Annotated in this window: 21 protein-coding genes and 1 tRNA gene; 18 read left to right on the forward strand and 4 right to left on the reverse strand. The window is 34.3% G+C overall.

Features of this window, described 5'->3' with window-relative positions; all coding sequences use genetic code 11:
* The first annotated feature begins 2 nt into the window (after positions 1-2).
* The 4 genes from AC6CHK_RS13665 to AC6CHK_RS13680 all read left to right on the forward strand — a co-directional run bounded on the left by AC6CHK_RS13665 (position 3) and on the right by AC6CHK_RS13680 (position 3153).
* Positions 3-650 (forward strand): O-methyltransferase, encoded by a 648-nt coding sequence (locus tag AC6CHK_RS13665; protein WP_498097053.1) that lies wholly within the window; start codon positions 3-5, stop codon positions 648-650.
* Between the two features lie 75 nt (positions 651-725).
* The gene (locus AC6CHK_RS13670) at positions 726-1442 is read left to right on the forward strand and encodes a C40 family peptidase (protein ID WP_498097055.1); all 717 of its coding nucleotides are present in this window, start codon (positions 726-728) and stop codon (positions 1440-1442) included.
* Positions 1443-1444: 2 nt separating this feature from the next.
* Positions 1445-1921: a DUF1648 domain-containing protein gene (locus AC6CHK_RS13675; RefSeq protein ID WP_498097057.1), complete on the forward strand. Its 477-nt coding sequence runs from the start codon at positions 1445-1447 to the stop codon at positions 1919-1921.
* Positions 1918-3153: a 3-deoxy-D-manno-octulosonic acid transferase gene (locus AC6CHK_RS13680; RefSeq protein ID WP_498097059.1), complete on the forward strand. Its 1236-nt coding sequence runs from the start codon at positions 1918-1920 to the stop codon at positions 3151-3153. The genes AC6CHK_RS13675 and AC6CHK_RS13680 overlap by 4 nt, the downstream gene beginning before the upstream one ends.
* Here the strand turns inward: AC6CHK_RS13680 and AC6CHK_RS13685 are convergent.
* Positions 3145-3771, reverse strand: a complete 627-nt coding sequence (locus AC6CHK_RS13685; RefSeq protein ID WP_498097061.1) for a deoxyuridine 5'-triphosphate nucleotidohydrolase — start codon at positions 3769-3771, stop codon at positions 3145-3147. The two genes, AC6CHK_RS13680 and AC6CHK_RS13685, sit on opposite strands and share 9 nt — an antisense overlap.
* Positions 3771-4523 carry a glycosyltransferase family 2 protein gene (locus AC6CHK_RS13690; RefSeq protein WP_498097155.1) on the reverse strand — a complete coding sequence of 251 codons (753 nt, stop codon included), beginning with the start codon at positions 4521-4523 and terminating at the stop codon, positions 3771-3773. Before AC6CHK_RS13690 ends, AC6CHK_RS13685 begins: the two co-directional genes overlap by 1 nt.
* A gap of 145 nt (positions 4524-4668) precedes the next feature.
* Here AC6CHK_RS13690 and AC6CHK_RS13695 point away from each other — a divergent pair, with 145 nt between their 5' ends.
* The 11 genes from AC6CHK_RS13695 to AC6CHK_RS13745 all read left to right on the forward strand — a co-directional run bounded on the left by AC6CHK_RS13695 (position 4669) and on the right by AC6CHK_RS13745 (position 15185).
* The gene (locus tag AC6CHK_RS13695; RefSeq protein WP_498097063.1) at positions 4669-5142 is read left to right on the forward strand and encodes a lipocalin-like domain-containing protein; all 474 of its coding nucleotides are present in this window, start codon (positions 4669-4671) and stop codon (positions 5140-5142) included.
* 183 nt (positions 5143-5325) lie between these two features.
* Positions 5326-8139, forward strand: coding sequence for a leucine--tRNA ligase (gene leuS, locus AC6CHK_RS13700; RefSeq protein WP_498097065.1), 2814 nt, complete (start codon positions 5326-5328; stop codon positions 8137-8139).
* Positions 8140-8378: 239 nt separating this feature from the next.
* Complete coding sequence (locus tag AC6CHK_RS13705) at positions 8379-9242, forward strand: MotA/TolQ/ExbB proton channel family protein (protein WP_498097067.1); 864 nt, start codon at positions 8379-8381, stop codon at positions 9240-9242.
* A gap of 60 nt (positions 9243-9302) precedes the next feature.
* Positions 9303-9911 carry an ExbD/TolR family protein gene (locus AC6CHK_RS13710; protein ID WP_498097069.1) on the forward strand — a complete coding sequence of 203 codons (609 nt, stop codon included), beginning with the start codon at positions 9303-9305 and terminating at the stop codon, positions 9909-9911.
* Between the two features lie 12 nt (positions 9912-9923).
* A complete protein-coding gene (locus AC6CHK_RS13715; protein WP_498097071.1) occupies positions 9924-10493 on the forward strand; it encodes an ExbD/TolR family protein in 570 nt (189 codons plus the stop codon).
* A gap of 22 nt (positions 10494-10515) precedes the next feature.
* A complete protein-coding gene (locus AC6CHK_RS13720) occupies positions 10516-11358 on the forward strand; it encodes an energy transducer TonB (protein WP_498097073.1) in 843 nt (280 codons plus the stop codon).
* Positions 11359-11430: 72 nt separating this feature from the next.
* Positions 11431-11628, forward strand: coding sequence for a C4-dicarboxylate ABC transporter (locus AC6CHK_RS13725; protein ID WP_498097075.1), 198 nt, complete (start codon positions 11431-11433; stop codon positions 11626-11628).
* A complete protein-coding gene (locus AC6CHK_RS13730; protein ID WP_498097157.1) occupies positions 11618-12490 on the forward strand; it encodes a PstS family phosphate ABC transporter substrate-binding protein in 873 nt (290 codons plus the stop codon). Before AC6CHK_RS13725 ends, AC6CHK_RS13730 begins: the two co-directional genes overlap by 11 nt.
* Before the next feature lie 105 nt (positions 12491-12595).
* Positions 12596-14275, forward strand: coding sequence for a tetratricopeptide repeat protein (locus AC6CHK_RS13735; protein WP_498097077.1), 1680 nt, complete (start codon positions 12596-12598; stop codon positions 14273-14275).
* Positions 14276-14354: 79 nt separating this feature from the next.
* Positions 14355-15074, forward strand: a complete 720-nt coding sequence (bshB1, locus tag AC6CHK_RS13740; RefSeq protein ID WP_498097079.1) for a bacillithiol biosynthesis deacetylase BshB1 — start codon at positions 14355-14357, stop codon at positions 15072-15074.
* 35 nt (positions 15075-15109) lie between these two features.
* Positions 15110-15185 (forward strand) — tRNA-His (locus AC6CHK_RS13745).
* Between the two features lie 103 nt (positions 15186-15288).
* Here AC6CHK_RS13745 and AC6CHK_RS13750 read toward each other — a convergent pair.
* Positions 15289-15624, reverse strand: a complete 336-nt coding sequence (locus AC6CHK_RS13750; RefSeq protein WP_498097081.1) for a DUF3276 family protein — start codon at positions 15622-15624, stop codon at positions 15289-15291.
* A 100-nt stretch (positions 15625-15724) separates the two neighbouring features.
* Complete coding sequence (locus tag AC6CHK_RS13755; protein ID WP_498097083.1) at positions 15725-17386, reverse strand: ABC transporter ATP-binding protein; 1662 nt, start codon at positions 17384-17386, stop codon at positions 15725-15727.
* Positions 17387-17531: 145 nt separating this feature from the next.
* On the opposite strand from AC6CHK_RS13755, the gene AC6CHK_RS13760 reads away from it, so the two are divergent.
* The 3 genes from AC6CHK_RS13760 to yajC are packed head-to-tail and all read left to right on the forward strand — an operon-like array spanning position 17532 to position 19332.
* Positions 17532-18437 carry a transcription antitermination protein NusB gene (locus AC6CHK_RS13760; RefSeq protein ID WP_498097085.1) on the forward strand — a complete coding sequence of 302 codons (906 nt, stop codon included), beginning with the start codon at positions 17532-17534 and terminating at the stop codon, positions 18435-18437.
* A gap of 12 nt (positions 18438-18449) precedes the next feature.
* Positions 18450-18956, forward strand: coding sequence for a DUF1573 domain-containing protein (locus tag AC6CHK_RS13765; protein ID WP_498097087.1), 507 nt, complete (start codon positions 18450-18452; stop codon positions 18954-18956).
* 10 nt (positions 18957-18966) lie between these two features.
* Positions 18967-19332 (forward strand): preprotein translocase subunit YajC, encoded by a 366-nt coding sequence (gene yajC / locus AC6CHK_RS13770; RefSeq protein WP_498097089.1) that lies wholly within the window; start codon positions 18967-18969, stop codon positions 19330-19332.
* The last annotated feature ends 126 nt before the right edge of the window (positions 19333-19458 follow it).

Genomic DNA, 19458 nt, shown 5'->3' on the forward strand with positions numbered 1-19458 from the left:
ATATGAGCTTTTTTGAAGAAGAAAACCCTGAAATGGACCGTTATCTGGAAAATCATGCTTCCTCGGAGCCTGAAATTCTCAGGAAACTGAGAAAAGAAACCTTTCAGAAAACCACGCAGCCACATATGATTTCGGGGTATCAGCAGGGAAGATTGCTTACCATTATTTCAAAAATCCTGCAGCCTCAAAATGTTTTAGAAATTGGTACTTTTACCGGCTATGCAACATTATGTATGGCTGAAGGATTGGCAAAAGGCGGTAAAATCACTACTTTAGACGTCAATGAAGATTTGGCTTATCTGCCTGAAAAATATTTTACCGAAAGTGATTATTCAGATCAGATCAATTTCAAGCTTCAGGATGCGAAAGAGTTTTTAAAGGAAACTGATGAAGTTTTTAATCTGGTTTTTATTGATGCAGATAAAGAAAATTACGCCGAATATTTTAGACTGATCAAGCCCAAAACGAAATCAGGATCTGTTATACTATTTGACAACGTTCTTTGGTACGGAAAAGTTTTGGAAGAAAACCCAAAGCAAAAGTCTACTCAGATTATTAAAGAGCTGAATGATTTGGTTGCGAAAGATGACGATTTTGAAAATCTTATTTTACCTTTGCGAGACGGAGTCAATTTGCTTCGAAGAAAGTAAGTAAAGCTGGCTTAAGATTGATATTTTTACAATTATTTAGACTTAGCCTAAAGCTATAACTTTAATTTAAAATTAATGAATAAAGGAATTTGTGTTGTTACTGTGGCGCCTGTACGTGCAGAAAATTCTGACAAAGCAGAAATTGTAACGGAAATTTTGTTTGGAGAAAGCGCAGATATTTTGGAAGTGAATAAAAACTGGACCAAAATAAAAATGCATTACGACGGATATGAAGGCTGGATGGATATCAAACAGATAAAACCTGTCGCCGAGGAATATTTGGTAAACCGCAAAACAACAATGATTACAGAAGATTTTTCTTCTATAATGACCAATGACGGGCGCACTTTGCTTTCGATGGGTTCTGAAGTGGAATATCCCGCTGTTGCTTCCCGTCGCAGTCATGATGTGCGCGAAAGTATTGCTTTGACGGCCAAAGAATTCCTGAATGTTCCTTATTTATGGGGTGGAAAAAGCTTTTTTGCGGTAGATTGTTCGGGATTTACGCAATTGGTTTATAAAATTCATAATATAAAGCTTCCGAGAGATGCTTATCAACAGGCTGAAGTGGGCGAAGTTTTAAGTTTCGTGGAAGAAAGCCAACCCGGAGATCTTGCTTTTTTCGAAAACTCCGAAGGTAAAATTATTCATGTTGGAATCATGCTCGAAAACCAGAAAATCATTCATGCTTCAGGAAAAGTGAGAATTGATACGTTGGATTCTACCGGGATTTTTAATAAAGAAATGAATAAGCATACGCATAAATTAAGAGTAATTAAAAGCATAATTTAATAATGAAATTTTCTGGTTTGTTATTGGCTATCAATATTTTACTTCTCATTTTTATCTGGGTTTTTACTGCGACAACTTATGCGGAATTACCGGAAATTGTTCCTTCACATTTTGCAGTAAATGGAACTGTTGACGGAGAAAGTGAAAAGAGAGCAGTCTGGTTTTTGCCGGCAATTGCGACATTTTTGTTCTTACTTCTTGTTGGTATTCCTAAAAATCCCGATTCGCCTTTGCTGAATGTTCCTCAAAATTATCGAAATAAAGAAAGCTTGAAGGTTTTAATGTACAGCATATTGCTTCCTGCGCTGCTTTTATTGGCTGATACAATTGTAGAAAGCGTATTGATAGCACAAGGGAAATTACAGGAAATGAGCATTGCCGCATTTATATTATTAGGATTATTGTTTGCCATTTTAGGTTTACACATTTTTAAAATGCTTAAAGAAAGCAAAACGGAAATCTCTAAAATTAGAAATTGAAACTCCTTTACAATATATTTATCTATTTATTCATTTTCGGAATGAAGGTTTTTTCGTTGTTTAATGATAAAACTAAAAAAGGCGTTGAAGGAAGAAAACAATCTTTAGATATTATTAAATCCAAGCTTTCAAAAACAGATAAAGTAATTTGGATGCATGCGGCAAGCTTAGGCGAATATGAGCAGGGATTACCTGTTTTGGAGCGGCTGAAACAACAATTTCCTCAACATAAAATTTTAGTTACTTTCTTTTCGCCATCAGGTTATGAGAATGTAGTTAAAAAGAAAAATATTGCCGATGCAGTTTGCTATTTACCATTTGATACAAGGCAAAACGTAAAAGAATTTATCAACGAATTTTCTGCTGAACTATTTTTTACGGTGAAATATGATTATTGGTATAATCTTCTCGATGAGCTGAAAAAGAATAAGGTAAAAACTTTTGTGATTTCAGCTTTATTTTATGAAAGACAATCTTTTTTTACATCTTACGGAAAATGGTTTGTAAAGCAGCTGAAAAAAAATGTAGACTGGTTTTTTCATCAGACGCAGCATTCTTATCTTTTGGCTAAAAGTATTGGTTTACAAAATTCGTCGGTAACTGGCGATACAAGATTTGACCGTGTAAAACATTTGAGAATGCGTGATAATAATGTTGGTTTCGTTAAAGAATTTATTGAAGAAAAAAAGACAATTGTATTTGGAAGTTCGTGGCAGGCTGAAGAAAAAATTGCTAAAATAGTTTCTGAAAACAATCCGAATGCAAAAATTATCATTGCGCCACACGATCTAAAAAGAGTGGAAATTTTAAAGCAAATCTTTCCAAATTCTATTCTGTACAGCGAAATGCAAACTTCCAACTTCCAACTTCCCGCTTCCAACATAATGATCATCGACAGCATCGGATTATTGTCAAAACTTTATTCTTATGCAGATATTGCGGTTGTTGGCGGAGGATTTCACGATTCGGGACTTCACAATATTCTTGAAGCGGCGACTTTTGGCGTGCCTGTGGTTTTTGGAAATCATTACAAGAAAAATCCCGAAGCGGATGATTTGATCAAAGCAAAAGGCGCAAAATCTTTTGAAAACGAAAATGCGGCAGCAATTTTTATTTCTTATCTTTTAAATAATGAAGAAACCCTTAAAGAAATGTCTGAAAACGCAAGTAGCTTTATTATAAAACAGCCTAATTCTGCCGAACTGATTCTCCGGAAAATCTTATCATTTTAAAAAACCTTCATTTTTTATTTCCTTTACAATTAAATCCAAATGATCGGGAATATTTTCGCATTTCAGCCAATTAAAATCGAAACTATTGTTGATGCAGAGTTTTTCCAGATAAATATTTTCATGAATTTTCAAGTCTAAATCTTCAAGCAATTCATCAATTTCAATCCAATAATCTTCATCAATTTTTTTTACTAAAATTAAAGCCTTCAGGATTTTATTGATCAGATAAATGTAAAGTTTATAAATATTGTCGAATCTTTGCTGATTGAGTTTATCATTGTTTTCCAGAATCTTATTGACCAGAAAAAGATTAAGCGAAACGTCTCCAAATTTATCGGTAGTAATTTTTACGTGTTCGGTGATTTCTGCGCTTATTCTACGGATAATGACGAGAAAATATTTCGGATTGCCAATATATTTCGAAGCTAAAAGTACTTTCTCATCAATATTTTCCTCCATTTGACTTCTTTTTTGGTCAACGGTTTCTGTATCGATCAATTCGAAGTATAATTTTTTAGACAAAAGCTTGTCTTTTCTCAATAATCTGAAAATCAAACGGTCCTTTTCTATGGATGAAAAATTGCTCAACGCAGCTTTAAATTCTTTTGAATATTCCATCAATTAAATATTTTAGAGTATTTTAAAAAACCGTTAAAAGCCCAATTGGCTGTGTAATATAAAGATTTTAGTGTTGAGAATTTCATAAAGTTTTTATAAACTAAATACTGATCTTTTATGATATTTTGTTTCTTTCTTGATACGCTGGTTGCATGCATTCTGTATTTTGCCATTGTTTTCGGAAGCGGTTTTCCGGTTGGTATTTTTTTTAACAGATTAAGCCACATTACATGATCTTCACGTTTGCTGCCTTCCGGAAAATATTCTTTACCAACCCTTTGAGAATCGTACATTGATGAAAGTAAAGAAAGGCGGCATGTTTTTAATAAATTATTAAAATTTACTTCTTTATCAGCCTTAAAATCTTCAATTTTCGGAACTAAATTTTCATCACACCTTGCGTAATTGGAATAGGCAATTTCGGCATTTTCTTTCTTCATAAAACCGATCATTTCTTCCAGAAAATCAGGTTCCCAAAAATCATCAGCATCCAGAAATGTAATATATCTTCCGGTCGCATTTTGTAACGAAATATTTCTTGCGTGTCCCGCGCCGCCATTTTTTTCGGTAATACTAAGTTTTATTCGCGGATCTTTAATATTTTTAATAATTTCCACAGAGTTGTCGGAAGAATGATCATCCGTTATCAGCCATTCCCAATCTGTAAAAGTCTGGTTTTTCACAGAATTAATGGTTTCTTCCAAAAATTTTGAAGAATTGTAGCAAGGCGTGATAATAGAAACTTCCGGCATACCTATTTTTCGCAAATATAAGGCTTTGGAAACACTCTTTAAAAGCATTATTTATAAGAAAATATAAATTATGATTCCAAAATTGAAAAAAAATGATTGTCTTTTTAAAAAAAATCATAATTTTAAGCCTTGAAAAATTTGATATATGAAGAAATTAGCATTAATATTTGCATGTTTGTCATTAATGATAGCTACAGGATGTAATGATGACGATGATAAAAAAGTGCAGGAATTTCCTCTTGTAGGAACTTGGAAACCCATAAAAGAAGTGAGAACAGTGGTCGACAGTGCAGGTGCAGGTGTGAGCGACGAAATCGATTATACAACTTGTCAGCAGGAATCCAGATGGGTTTTTAATGAAAACAACTCAGGAAAAAGAAGTGATAAAGAAGAAGCGGGTGTACCTGCGACATGCTCAACAATTTCTGAGCGTAATTTCACTTACATTTACAACAGCAGCAGCAAAGATTTTGAAATCAAATATCAAGGGACGGTAGTTTCAGACAAAGGAAAAATAGTTTTGCTGGATGCAGAAACTCTAAATCTTAAAATCGAGGATATGACAGATCCTGCTTTATATAAGTCTACAACATATACTTTTAAGAGAATTACTCAATAATTCGATCATAAGATATTGACAACATATACAGATCTCATCTTCGGATGAGATTTTTTGTTAAGCACATCATTGTAATTAATCAAAAATTAAATTTACAATTCTTTTAAAATCATTATTTTTGCGAATCTTGATTTAGAATTAAAATTTAATATCTAAAATATAACATCTAATATTTAAAATAAAGTGTTTTACGATCATCAGCAGATAGAAAAAAAGTGGCAGAAATATTGGGAAGAAAACCAAACATACAAAACTTCCGATAAAACCGACAAGCCTAAATTTTATGTTCTCGATATGTTTCCTTATCCATCGGGAGCAGGGCTTCATGTAGGTCATCCGCTTGGATATATTGCCTCCGATATTTACGCGAGATATAAAAGGCATCAGGGCTTCAATGTTCTCCATCCGGTTGGTTACGACAGTTTCGGGCTTCCTGCTGAGCAATATGCGATTCAGACAGGGCAACATCCCGCAATTACAACTGAGCAAAACATTACAAGATACGAAGAGCAATTAAGAAAAATTGGTTTTTCATTCGATTGGAGCAGGGAAGTGAGAACTTCTGATGCCTCCTATTATAAATGGACACAATGGATTTTCATTGAATTGTTCCATTCTTGGTATAATAAAAATACAGACAAGGCAGAATCAATATCAACTTTAATCAATCATTTTGAAGAAAAAGGAACGATAGATTTAAATGCCAATCAAAACGACACATTAAATTTCACTGCAGAAGAATGGAAAAACGCTCCTGATATTGATAAAGAAGATATATTATTAAATTATCGTTTGGCCTACAGAGCCGAAACAACGGTAAACTGGTGTCCGGCTTTAGGAACAGTTTTAGCCAACGATGAAGTGAAAGACGGAAAATCCGAAAGAGGTGGTTTCCCTGTTTTTCAAAAGAAAATGATGCAATGGAGCATGAGAATCTCTGCATATTCGGAAAGATTATTGCAGGGATTAAAAACTCTTGACTGGCCGCAGCCTTTAAAAGATTCACAAGAATATTGGATCGGAAAATCTCAAGGCGCGCAGGTTAAATTTGATGTTGACGGTCATAATGAAATCGTTGAAGTTTTCACGACAAGGCCCGACACCATTTTTGGAGCTACTTTTATGGTTTTGGCTCCGGAAAATCCTTTGGTTGAAACAATCACCACAGAAGAACAGAAAGCTGAAGTTGATACTTATATTGAAGAAACTTCCAAAAAAACCGAAAGAGACAGAATGTCTGACGTGAAAAACGTTTCAGGTGCTTTCACGGGAAGCTATGCGATCAATCCTTTCAGCAATGAAAAGATGCCGATCTATATTTCAGATTATGTTTTAATGGGCTACGGAACGGGAGCTGTAATGGCTGTTCCTGCGCATGACGAGCGTGATCACAGATTTGCAAAGAAATTTAATTTAGAAATTAAAAAAGTTGTAGAAACTGAAGAAGACGTTCAGGAAAAATCTTTTGATTCCAAAACAAGTGTTTGCGTCAATTCAGATTTCTTAAATGGCTTAACTTATGACGAAGCAAAAGCTTTAATCATAACTGCAATTGAGAAAAAAGGAATTGGCCAGGGAACTACAAATTACAGACAACGTGATGCAATTTTCTCAAGACAACGTTATTGGGGCGAGCCGGTTCCTATATATTATAAGGATGGAATGCCTTACACGTTGCCAGCTTCTGCTTTGCCTTTGGAACTTCCTGAAGTTGAAAAATATTTGCCAACAGAAGATGGAGATCCGCCATTAGGAAATGCAAAAACTTTTGCGTGGGACGAAGCAAACCAAAAAGTGGTTGCGACAGATTTAATTGACGATAAAACGGTATTTCCTTTAGAATTGTCTACAATGCCGGGTTGGGCGGGAAGTTCTTGGTATTTCCTTCGATATATGGATCCGAATAATGATGAGGTTTTTGTTCAAAAAGAATTGACCGATTATTGGGGACAAGTAGATTTATATATTGGAGGCAGCGAACACGCGACCGGCCATTTATTATATTCCCGTTTCTGGAATATGTTTTTAAAAGACAGAGGGTATATTAATCATGACGAGCCTTTCCAGAAGTTGATTAATCAGGGAATGATTTTGGGAATGAGTGCGTTGATTCATAGAATTGATGGAACTAATAAAATTGTTTCTAAAAATCTTGCATCAAACTATCAAACTCAAAGAATCCCAGTTGACATTTCAATGTTAGTTGGAACTACAGATGAATTGGATGTTGATAAACTTAGAAACTGGCGACCAGAATTCAACAATGCAGAATTTATACTTGAAGACGGAAAATTGATTACCGATAGAGAAGTCGACAAAATGTCTAAAAGAACTTATAATGTTGTAAACCCGGACGATATCTGTGAAGAATACGGAGCAGACGGTTTAAGATTGTACGAAATGTTTTTAGGTCCTTTAGAGCAATCTAAGCCTTGGAATACACAAGGTCTGAGCGGAGTTTATAGCTTCCTGAAGAAATTCTGGAACTTGTATTTTGATGGCGATACTTTCGAAGTTTCAGACGAAGAACCTACAAAAGCCGAATATAAAGTTTTGCATACCTTAATAAAGAAGGTGGTTTACGATATTGAAAATTTTTCTTTCAATACGTCAGTTTCTTCTTTTATGATCGCTGTCAACGAGTTACAGAAAATAAAATGCAACAAACGCAATATTTTAGAACCTTTAGCCGTTATTATCTCCCCTTACGCTCCGCACATTTGTGAAGAGGTATGGAATTTGCTTGGTCATAATACGTCAATCGAATTTGAGCCATTCCCTGTTTTGAATGAGGAATATTTGGTAGAAGACGAAATTGAGTATCCGGTAAGTTTTAATGGTAAAATGAAATTTAAAATTCCACTTTCAGCAGCGTTATCAGCGCAGGAAGTGGAAGAATTAGTGATAAATGATGCAAAGACCCAGCAGATTCTGGAAGGCAAAACCCCTAAAAAAATCATTGTTGTGCCTCAAAGAATTGTAAATATTGTAATTTAAAAAAAAATTAACATTGGTGATTTCCAAATTTCAGAGCCTTAATTTTTTTGATTTTTCAATATATTTTATAAAACTGATAAATATCATCAATTATTTTAGATATAATTACAATATCAAAATCGTATCAAATTTCTCTTATCAAAAAAAGGCGAAATGTTTATTTGAGACTATTGGATTTTAATTAATTTTGCCTTTATTTTACAACCTTAAAATTTTAAAACAATATAATTTAGTTAAATATGGAAATGAATGTTTCAAAAAATGATGAGCAAGTAGTTGCTAAAAAAGCAGGAGGATTAAACCCTGCAATTATTTTACCAATTCTATATGTGGTTGCAGTAGCAATTTATTTATTTATATTTGGTAATCCAGGTAATTTTAAAGATGATCCTAGAATTACAGGTCCGTCTGTTGCCTTTGCAGATCTAGATTCTAAAGAATTGCATCCGGAATCATTTATGGGAATTATTTATATGGGAGGTCCTGTAGTTCACATTTTGGTTTTGTTTATGATTACTGTAATCGTTTTCTCTATAGAGAGGTTCTTTATTTTAGGGAAAGCTTCTGGAAAAGGTAACTTAGATAATTTCGTGGTAAAAGTAAGAAGCTTACTTAATCAGAACAGAATTGAAGAAGCATTGGAAGAGTGCGACAGACAGGAAGGTTCTGTAGGAAATGTAGTAAAAGAAGGTCTTACAACTTACAAGGCTTTATCTAATGATACTACTTTAAACAAAGAACAAAAAATGGTTGCTCTAAACAAAGCTATCGAAGAGGCTACAACTCTTGAGATGCCAATGCTAGAGAAAAACATGATGATTCTTTCAACTTTAGGTACAGTTGCTACGCTAATTGCACTTCTTGGAACGGTAATCGGGATGATTAAAGCATTCTTCGCTTTAGGTTCTGGTGGTGGTACTCCGGATGCTGCAGCTTTATCAATCGGTATCTCAGAAGCCTTGATCAACACGGCATTAGGTATTGGTACTTCAGCAATTGCGATTATGCTTTATAACTATTTTACATCTAAAATTGATGGATTGACTTATAAGATCGACGAGATCGCAATGAGCATCCAGCAGTCTTTTGCAGAATTCAACTAAGAATTTTGTAGCAAGATATTTGCATTGTAAAAGAAGTTTAATTAAAAATAAATAAAAATAATGGCGAGAGTCAAACCAAAAAGACACGGGGTAGTGACGGATATGACGGCAATGTGTGACGTTGCATTCCTACTACTTACGTTCTTTATATTGACCACTCAGTTTAAAAAACCTGATGTGGAACAGATCAAACCGCCATCTTCAATCTCAGAAAAAATACTTCCTGATGCTAGTTTAATGACTATCAACGCTACACCGGACGGAAAATTTTATTTCCAGCCCGTAGATAATGCATCAGAAAGAGTACAGCTTTTGGATAAAATGGGTGAAAAGTACAACGTTACTTTTGACAACAATCAGAAAGCTGCATTTCAGAGAGTTCAGGCAATTGGAGTTCCTATGAACCAGTTGAAAAGCTATCTTGCTTTACCTGAAGATGAGCAGAAAAATTTTAAGAGTCCTACAGGGATTCCGATGGATAGTGTAAATAGACAATTAATCGATTGGGTACAACAAAGTTTAAGCGTAAATCCTGACTACAAGTTAGCTATTAAAGGAGACGTTACGACAGAATACCCTAAAGTTAAAAGTTTATTTGAAGGTTTAAGAGATATCAAATTTCTAAACTTTTGGTTGATAACGTCACAAGAAGGTAACCCTAATGAATAAGATCGTTTAGAAATGGCAGAAGTACAAGTACAGGAAAAAGGCGCCAAAGGCGGCAAGGTACGCTCCAAGAAACAGAGTACCAGAGTTGATATGACTCCGATGGTGGACTTGGGTTTTCTATTGATTACCTTCTTTATGTTCACGACGACATTTAGCAAACCAAATGTGATGGATTTAGGGCTTCCGGCAAAACCGGATCCTAATGCTCCAAAACCACCTCCAACAGAGATAGACCTTTCAAATTCAGTAACTTTGTTATTGGGTAAAGACAATAGAATTTTTTGGCATCAGCAAGACCAAGCAGGTCTTAATGACCAAACTTTGATTGAAACAACCTTAGATAGAGAGGGCATTAGAGAGATTATTAAGCAAGCAAAAACAAGGGCTAAAAAGAAAGATCTGTTTACAGTGATTATTAAGCCTACTGATGATGCAGTATATAAAAACTTTGTAGATATTCTTGATGAAATGGCAATTACAAAAAGTGAAAGATACGGGGTAACCGATCTTAAGCCTTATGAAAAAGCTATTTACGACAAGAAAGTAGGAAATTCCGGTACTCCGACTCCTGCAACAAAGTAAATTAACTAAAAATTTGCAAACAATGGCAGATGAAAATGTTTACAATCAAAGTCTTAAATTAGATGAGATTGTATTTGAGAATAGAAACAAAGAATATGGTGCGTATGATATAAGACATCAGTATCCTAGAATGCTGACCAAGTCTTTTCTTATCGGAACTTCAATATTCTTATTGGCTGCTTTATCACCTTTAATTTATATCACTATTAAAAAGTTAAATGCTCCACCTCCACAAGAGGTTAAGGCAGATTTAGTAGAAATATTAGAAGAGGATAAAATTATAGAAGAGGTTAAACCAGATGAACCACCTCCACCACCTCCACCAAAGGAAGAGGAAAAAATTGAGATTATCCAGAATGTTGTACCGGAACCGGTGAAAGCTCCGAAAATTGAGACACCGCCACCGCCAATTTCTAAACAAATTGAAACTACAACAGGGTTGGTAAATCAGGAAGGGGTAAAAGCTCCGGCTTATGTACCACCGCCACCACCGCCATCTACAGGGACTAAAACTTCTACAGCTGAAGTAAAACCTCAGGTAAGTGAAACTCAGGTTTATACAGAAGTTGAGCAGACAGCAGAATTCCCTGGAGGAATCAATGCCTTTAGAAATAAAGTTTCTAGTAACTTTGATGGTTCAGCAATGAATGGTGATGAAGGAACTGTAAAAACTGAAGTAACTTTCGTAGTTGAAAGAGACGGATCGATTACAGATATAAAAGCTAATGGTAAAAATTCAGACTTTAATTCTGAAGCTATTAGAACGATTAAGTCAATTAAAAATAAATGGACTCCGGCAAAAATCAATGGTAAATCTGTTCGTTATAGATTTAGATTACCGTTAACGATGAATTTTGAAGGCTAATTTATCTTTAAATAATAATTAATAAAGAGAAGCTCATGCTTCTCTTTTTATTTTTTTTAATACTTTTGTTGTATGATGTTCAATTGGTTATCCTTAGTTACAGGATTGTTTTATATAGTTTTGGGAGTAGTAATTATTGTTTACAAATTCTTTTTTACTATTCTGGAGCCTACAGTTGCTTACCCACTTGGTGCGTTGGTAATGCTTTATGGTGTATTTAGAATTTGGAGAGCGATTTCAAAAATTAAAAATACAGGAGATAATGAATAATTTTAAATACATATTCACTCTTTTGTTTGCTGTCATTGTAAGCTGTTCGAAAAAAGAAAATGTAACTCCTTCTTATCATAAAGGAGAACTTACGATTTTAACAGACGAATCTTTCAAAAGTGTTACAGATGCCTTAGCTGACGGATATATGATTACTTATCCCGAAACAAAAATTAATGTAGTTACCAAAAAGGAGGATTTAGGGTTTTTGGATCTACTGAATAAAAAAACAAGTATTGCAGTAATGTCTAAAGATTTGTCTGCTGAAGAGATAAAAGCTTATGAAGAACAAGTTGATTTGAAATTTTTACCTGCGAAATTTGCTGCTGACGCCGTAGTTTTTGTTGTTCCTAAAAGTTCATCCAAAACAAGCATTACAATGGATGAAATAAAAGCAGGAATGCAATCTGAAGACAAAAATTTTATTTTTGACGGAGCCAATTCCAGTAATTTGAATTTTGTAGCTCAAAAACTAAACAAGCTTCCAAAAGACTTGAAATTTTCAATTATTCCCGGAAGTGCAAATGTGATTGAAGAGCTAAGTAAATACCCGAATAAAATCGGAGTTATTGGTTTAAACACAATAAGCCGGCCTTATGATAAAAAGTCAGAACAATTGAGAGAATTAATAAAGATCTTACCTGTGCAAAAAGATGGAAAATTGTATTCTCCAAACTTTGATGGTTTACGTGAGATGAAATATCCTTTTACAAGAGTTCTCTATTTCTTAACAAATGAAGGAAATTTTAACATTGCTAATGGCTTTATAAGATATTCATGCACACAATTGGGACAGATGATTGTTCAGAAAGAGGGACTTCAGCCTTATAATATTTACAGAAGAGAAGTTCAAATACGTTAAATAATATTAAATTAATCTTTATCCCGAAATATTTTTTTTATTTTGGTCCAGAAATTGTGTTTAGATTAATTCAATTTAGAATAATTCAATTTTTAGAAATATATAATGAAAGATATGATGATTATGAATGTAAAGAAGATTGCTCTCGGAGCGTCGGTTGTTTTTTTTAGCAATTTTGCGATTGCGCAGACATTGCAGGATGGAATAAACAGTATTGATAGTGATAAATACGCTCAGGCAAAAAATAATTTCACTCAAATGGTTGCTAAAGACAATACTGCGGAAAACCATTTTTATTTAGGAAATACATATTTAAGACAAGCAGATCCAGATTTTGCTACAGCAACTGAAAGCTTTAATAAAGGACTTGCAGCAGACAGAAAAAGTTATTTAAATAAGTTAGGTTTAGCTACTGTAAAGCTAGGTAAAGGAGACAAAAGCGCTATCGCTGAAATTCAGGCAATTGTGTCAGATTCTCGTGAAAAAGATGCTGAAGTGCTATTCAGAGCTGCAGAAGCATTAACGTTATTTGAAAAGAATAATTCTCCGGATTTAGCAATTCAGTATTTGAATAAAGCGATTGAAAGAGCTAAAAAAGATGTTCCTGCTTATTATTATTATACGCTTGGAGATGCTTACAGATTAAAGAGAATGCCTGGTGATGCAATGTCAGCTTACGATAAAGCATTACCTTTGGCTAAAAATAAAGCATCTGTATACACAAGGATCGGAACACTTTGGATGGCTGCACAACAATGGCAACAGGCTAAAACAAGTATAGATAAAGCAATTGCGACTGATCCGACTTATGCACCTGCTTACAAAGCATTAGCGGCTTACGACATAAAGTATCAGGAAAATGCTAAAGCAACTCAGGATTTGATCAATTATACAAAATATGCTGATGAAGATCCGTATACACAATTGGAAATCGCAAAACTTTATTTTACAAATGAAGATTATGCCAATTCAAAAGCAACTTTAGATAAAATCTTTGATAAGATAAATGATCCTATCAAGTTTAAATTAAGAGCTTATATAAATTATGCAGACGGTCAATATGCAGAAGCAAAACAAAATATGGACACTTTTGTTTCTCAGGCTGAAAAGTCAAGAGTATTGCCGGCTGATCAAGGTTTACAGGGGCTTATTGCTGCCGGATTAGCCAAAACTGAAACTGATGCAGCCAAAAAAGCCGCTCTTCAGACAGAATCTCAACAGAAAGTTGCTATTGCTAAAGCTGCTAAAGATGAGACCTTGAAGTGGGATATGGAGCTGATAAAACTTAATGGAGGAGGAGCTAATCAAGCGTCTATTGATGCAGGAGCAACTTCTCCGGAAATTGAAGCTTTGAAAAAGCAAGTAGCTGCAAATCCACAAGATTCTGACGCTTTGTATAAGCTTGCAACTGCTTATCAGGATGTTAAAAACTGGGATGGAGCTATTGTTACTTGGCAGAAAATGAGTACATTGCTTCCGGATTGGGCGCCGGCTTATTACAGTCAGGGGTACGCTTACCAACAAAAAGGAAACAATGAAGCTGCAAAAACTTCTTACGAAAAGTACATCAGTACAGTAAAACCGGCTGAAGTTGAAGCAAACAAGCAAACACTTTCCTATGCTTATTTTGCAGTTGCATATCTTGAAAAAGATAAAGATTTGGCAAAAGCAAAAGATTATGTTGCAAAATCGTTACAGCTTGATCCGACATATCAGGATGCAGTTAAGCTTAATGCAGAACTCAACAAACCTGCAGAACTCAACAAACCTGCAGAAGGTCAATAAATAATTTAAATTATAGATATTAAAACTTCCCATACACAATGTTTGGGAAGTTTTTATTTTAAACATTATATTTGAAGCTATGAAAACAGATATTCTTGCTTTTGGTGCTCATCCGGACGATGTCGAATTAGGATGTGGCGGAACTATTGCCAAATTGGTCTCGGAAGGAAAAAAATGCGTAATTGTAGATCTCACGAAAGGAGAATTGGGTACGCGTGGAACAGATGAAACCCGGAAAGAAGAAGCCGAAGCAGCAATGAAGATTTTGGGAGTTTCGGCTAGAGAAAATTTAGGAATGAAAGATGGTTTTCTTGTCAATTCTGAAGAATATCAAATGGAAATTGTAAAAATGATCCGTAAATACCGCCCGGAAATCGTTTTAGCCAATGCAATCGATGATAGACATCCTGATCATGCAAAAGCTGCTAAATTAGTATCAGATGCATGCTTTTTGGCAGGCTTAAGAAAAATAGAAACTGTAGTGGAAGGTGAAGTTCAGGAAGTCTGGAGGCCAAAGCAGATTTTTCATTACATTCAATGGAAGAATATTCAGCCTGAATTTGTGATTGATATTTCAGAACACCTTGAAAAAAAACTGGAAGCTTGTATGGCTTTTAAAACTCAGTTTTACGATCCTAAGTCCACAGAACCGGTAACGCCAATTGCTACAAAAGACTTTTATGAAAGCCTTACTTATAGAGCTCAGGACTTGGGCAGATTGTCTGGTGTTGCCTTTGCAGAGGGCTTTACCACGGAAAAGTTACTTGCTCTGAAAAATTTTGAAGGAATTATTTTGTAATTAAAAAATCTTCCATATATTTGCACTCACAAAACGGTGATTGTAGCTCAGTTGGTTAGAGCGTCGGATTGTGGTTCCGAAGGTCGGGGGTTCGAGACCCCTCATTCACCCAGATAAACACATTTTCTTTGAAGATGTGTTTTTTATTTCCCAAAAAAAGCATCTGAAGAGATGCTTATGTTTTTTTCTATATATTCGGTTTAGTTCTTTAGGTTTAAACTTCTTCGTCAGAATCTATCGTATAGGTTTTGCTTTTAAAGTCTTTATCATGCTTTTCAGATATTACATCTTCGCCTTTTTCATTAATGATAAAATCTGTAGATTCATTAAACATCTCTTGAAAACTCTTAAAATCTTCTTTATAAAGATAAATTTTATGTTTCTCGAATGTTGCTTCTCCATTCTCTCCGAAATTCTTTTTACTTTCGGTAATCGTAAGATAATAATCCCCCGCTTTCGTCTCACGCACATCAAAGAAATAAGTTCTTCTTCCTGCTTTTAACACCTTCGTGAAAATTTCATTTTCATGGCGTTCCTTGTATTCACTCATTGTTAGATATTTTTTTAATCTTGTTAAGAACAAATATAAAAGTTTTCTTTTAATCACAAAATTTTTTTTATGATTTATTTAACAATTCTAAAAGAAACGGCTAAGCGGTTACAGAATTGGTAATTTCTGTAAGGTTGATGATCTTATCTGCCCTTTGAGCGCTAGACTCTCTGTGCGTGATAATTATAGAGGTTGCGTTATGTATTTTGGTATCTATATTTTCCAGAATATTCTGCTCGGTTTCTGTATCCAAAGCAGATAGAGAATCGTCAAAAATAATGATATTCGGGTCTTTTATCAAGGCTCTGGCAATGCATATTCTTTGCTTCTGGCCTCCCGAAAGCATCACTCCGCGCTCGCCAACCATGGTTTTGTATTGTTCTTTGAAACCAACAATGTTTTTGTGAACGTCTGCAATTTTTGCGTATTCGACAACTTTTTCGTGCGAAGGATTATCGATAGCAAAGCCTATATTATGCTCAATAGTATCTGAAAACAAATAGCTTTCCTGCGGAATATAACCTATATATTTTCTATAATTTTCGAGATTATGTTCTTTAAGATTTTTCCCGTCGATCAAAATTTCACCTTCCGTCGGATCGATTAATCTGCAAAGAAGGAGGGCTATTGTAGATTTCCCACTTCCGGTTTTTCCCATAATAGCGAGTGATTGTCCAGCTTCTATTTTAAAACTTAAATTATTTAAAGCTTTAATTCCCGTGTTTGGATATACATATGAAACATTTCTGAATTCAATATCACCTTTTATAGGATAATTTTCAGAGCTTTTGTTGATGACTTCAGACTTTTTATCTAAAAATTCATTAATTCTCTGCATTGAAGCCTCTGCCCGTTGATTAATTGATGTTACCCAACCGACCATAGAAAATGGAAAGATCAAAGTATTGATGTACATGAAAAAATCGGCAATTTTACCAATGCTTAATTCTCCGTCGATATATTTTTGTCCGCCAATTACAATAATTGCTACGTTTAATAATCCAATTACAAATAAAATAATTGTAAAAAAGTATGCTTCAGTTTTCGCTAAATCTAATGCTTTGTTTTGATAATCGGTAACCTTAATTCCGTAATTCTTTTTGATGTATTTTTCTTTAGCAAAAAATTTCACAACCCTGATTCCCGAAAAACTATCCTGTACAAAAGTTGAAATTGCAGATTGGCTTTTCTGCATGATTTTCGACTTTTTATTGATAATTGAACTTACTTTATAAATGATAAAAGATAAGATCGGAAGCGGCAATAACGTCCAAAGCGTCATTGATACATCTGTTGTTATCATATAAATACTCGTGATGATAACAAGAACGACTAAATTGACAACATACATTACTCCCGGCCCAAGATACATTCTTACCGCAACAACGTCTTCACTTAGCCTGTTCATAAGGTCTCCAATAGTGGTTTTTTTATAGTCGGTGAGAGACAATTCCTGATAATGTCTGTATATTTTATTTTTTAGTTCGTATTCAATTCTTCTTGATGCAACAATAATGGTTTGTCTCATCATAAAAGTAAAAAAGCCGGTAAGCAAGGAACAGCCTACAATAATAGCCACATAAATCAGGACTTGTTTATTGAAGCCCATTTGTCCGCCTTTAGTAAGCTCATCGACAGATTTCCCGACAAACTGAACTTTATAAGTATTGAAAAAATTGCTGGCAATAATAAATAACAACCCCCAAAACAATAATATTTTGTGCTTCCAGAAGTAAGGGTTCAGAGTTTTTAAAGCTTTCATAAACTGCTGCAAAATTACGGAAAAAATGTTTCATATTTCATGCAGATAGAGATGATGTTTTTGGTTTTTAAGTTCATTATCAAATTGTACATCTTCCATCTTCAAACAATTTTGCTTATCTTTGCACCCATAAAAAGCTCTTTGAATGTTAGGAAGAAGACAAATCCGTGAAAAAGTAGTAGAAAGTGTATATTCTTACTATCAAAATCCTATTAAATTTGATGTTTTAGAAAAAAACATGTTTTCAGGAATAGAAAAGATCTATAATCTTTATATTTATGAACTCAACTTTTTGGTAGCTCTTAAAAATCTTGCCGAAAATCAAATGGAAATTGGTAAGAATAAATACCTGAAAACAGATTCCGAGATCAATCCCAATCAAAAATTTATTAATAATCAGGTTTTAATTAAGCTTGAAGAAAACCCTGAAAGACTTTTTTTCACAGGACAGCATAAAGATCTGAAGTGGGATCTACACGACGATATGCTTGTGAAAACTTTCCAAAGAATGACGGCCGGAAAAAGATATCAGGATTTTATGAAAGAGGATGGCTATTCTTTTGAAGAAGATCAGAAATTTATCGGGAAATTGTTTTTAAGATATCTTGCTGAAAATGAAGACTTTCATGATTATATCAGCGACAGGGAATTGACTTGGTCCGATGATATTCATATTGCTAATTCAATGGTTCAGAAGACAATCGGTTTTATAAAAGAAAACGAAGACAGCAGAACTTTGATCAAAATGATTAAAGATGAAGAAGATAAAAACTTTGCAAGCAAGCTGCTAAGAGATACGCTTAATAACTGGGAAATCAACGAGAAAAAACTTTCAGAAAGATTAGAAAACTGGGATTTGGAAAGGGTTTGTTTGATGGATAAAGTTATTTTGACGACAGCCATTTCGGAACTTGATAATTTTCCTTTCACGCCTTCAAGAGTCATTATTAATGAATATATTGAGATTTCAAAAGTGTTTGCTACAGACCGATCCAATATTTTCATCAACGGAATTTTAGATAAATATTGTAAAGATTTAAATAGAATATAAACAAAATATAACATGAAAAAGACGTTATCAATTATCGCTTTGTCTATCATAGGCTTTGGTTTAGTTTCTTGTAAGAAAGAAAATAAAGAAGTTCAAAATCAGGAAGTTTTTGGGATGGATACTGTAGGTCTGGACAGAACACCTTCAGATTCAGTTTTGGCTCCGACATCTTCGGAAGCTACAACACCTGCCGCTTCCAACCAGCCACTTACAACAATTGCATTATCTCAAAGTAATTACGATTTCGGAAATATTAAAAAAGGAGATAAAGTAGACCACGTGTATGAAATAACTAATACTGGAACAAATCCTTTGGTGATTTCTGAAGTAAAACCTGGATGCGGTTGTACAGCTCCTGAATTTACAAAAGATCCTATTTTACCTGGTAAAACAGGGAAGATCACTTTAAGCTTCGATTCTACAAACTTTGACGGAAGTGTTCAAAAATTTGCGGACGTTTATGCTAATGTAGATAAAGCTCCTATAAAATTAACTTTCTCAGCTAACATTCAACCATAATATAATGAATATGTTAACAATATTTTTACAGGCTGCACCTGGCGGAGGTTCATCTCCGATGATGCTTATCATGATGGGTGTAATGTTTGTCGGTTTTTATTTTTTAATGATAAGGCCACAAATGAGAAAACAAAAGCAGGAGAAAAAATTCCAGGAAGAATTAAAAGTTGGAAGCAGAGTAGTGCTTACTTCGGGCCTTCATGGAAGAATTGCTCAGATTCAGGATGATGGTTTTGTTATTGAAACTTTATCAGGTAAACTGAAATTCGAAAAAGCGGCTGTTTCAAGAGAATTTACAGATACGCGTTTCGGTGATAAAGCAAAAGCTGCCGAAAAAACTACAGAGAAAAAAGAAATCGAAACTGAAAAGAAATAATTTTTTTAGTTTTAAGATGTAAAGACCGGCGCGGTGAACGAAGTTCACCGCGCCGGTCTTTTAACAATAATCATTCAATCAATTTGTCATTCTGAACAAAGTGAAGAACACAACTTAATAATCTTA

The sequence above is a fragment of the Chryseobacterium sp. GQ58 genome, from assembly GCF_059758895.1.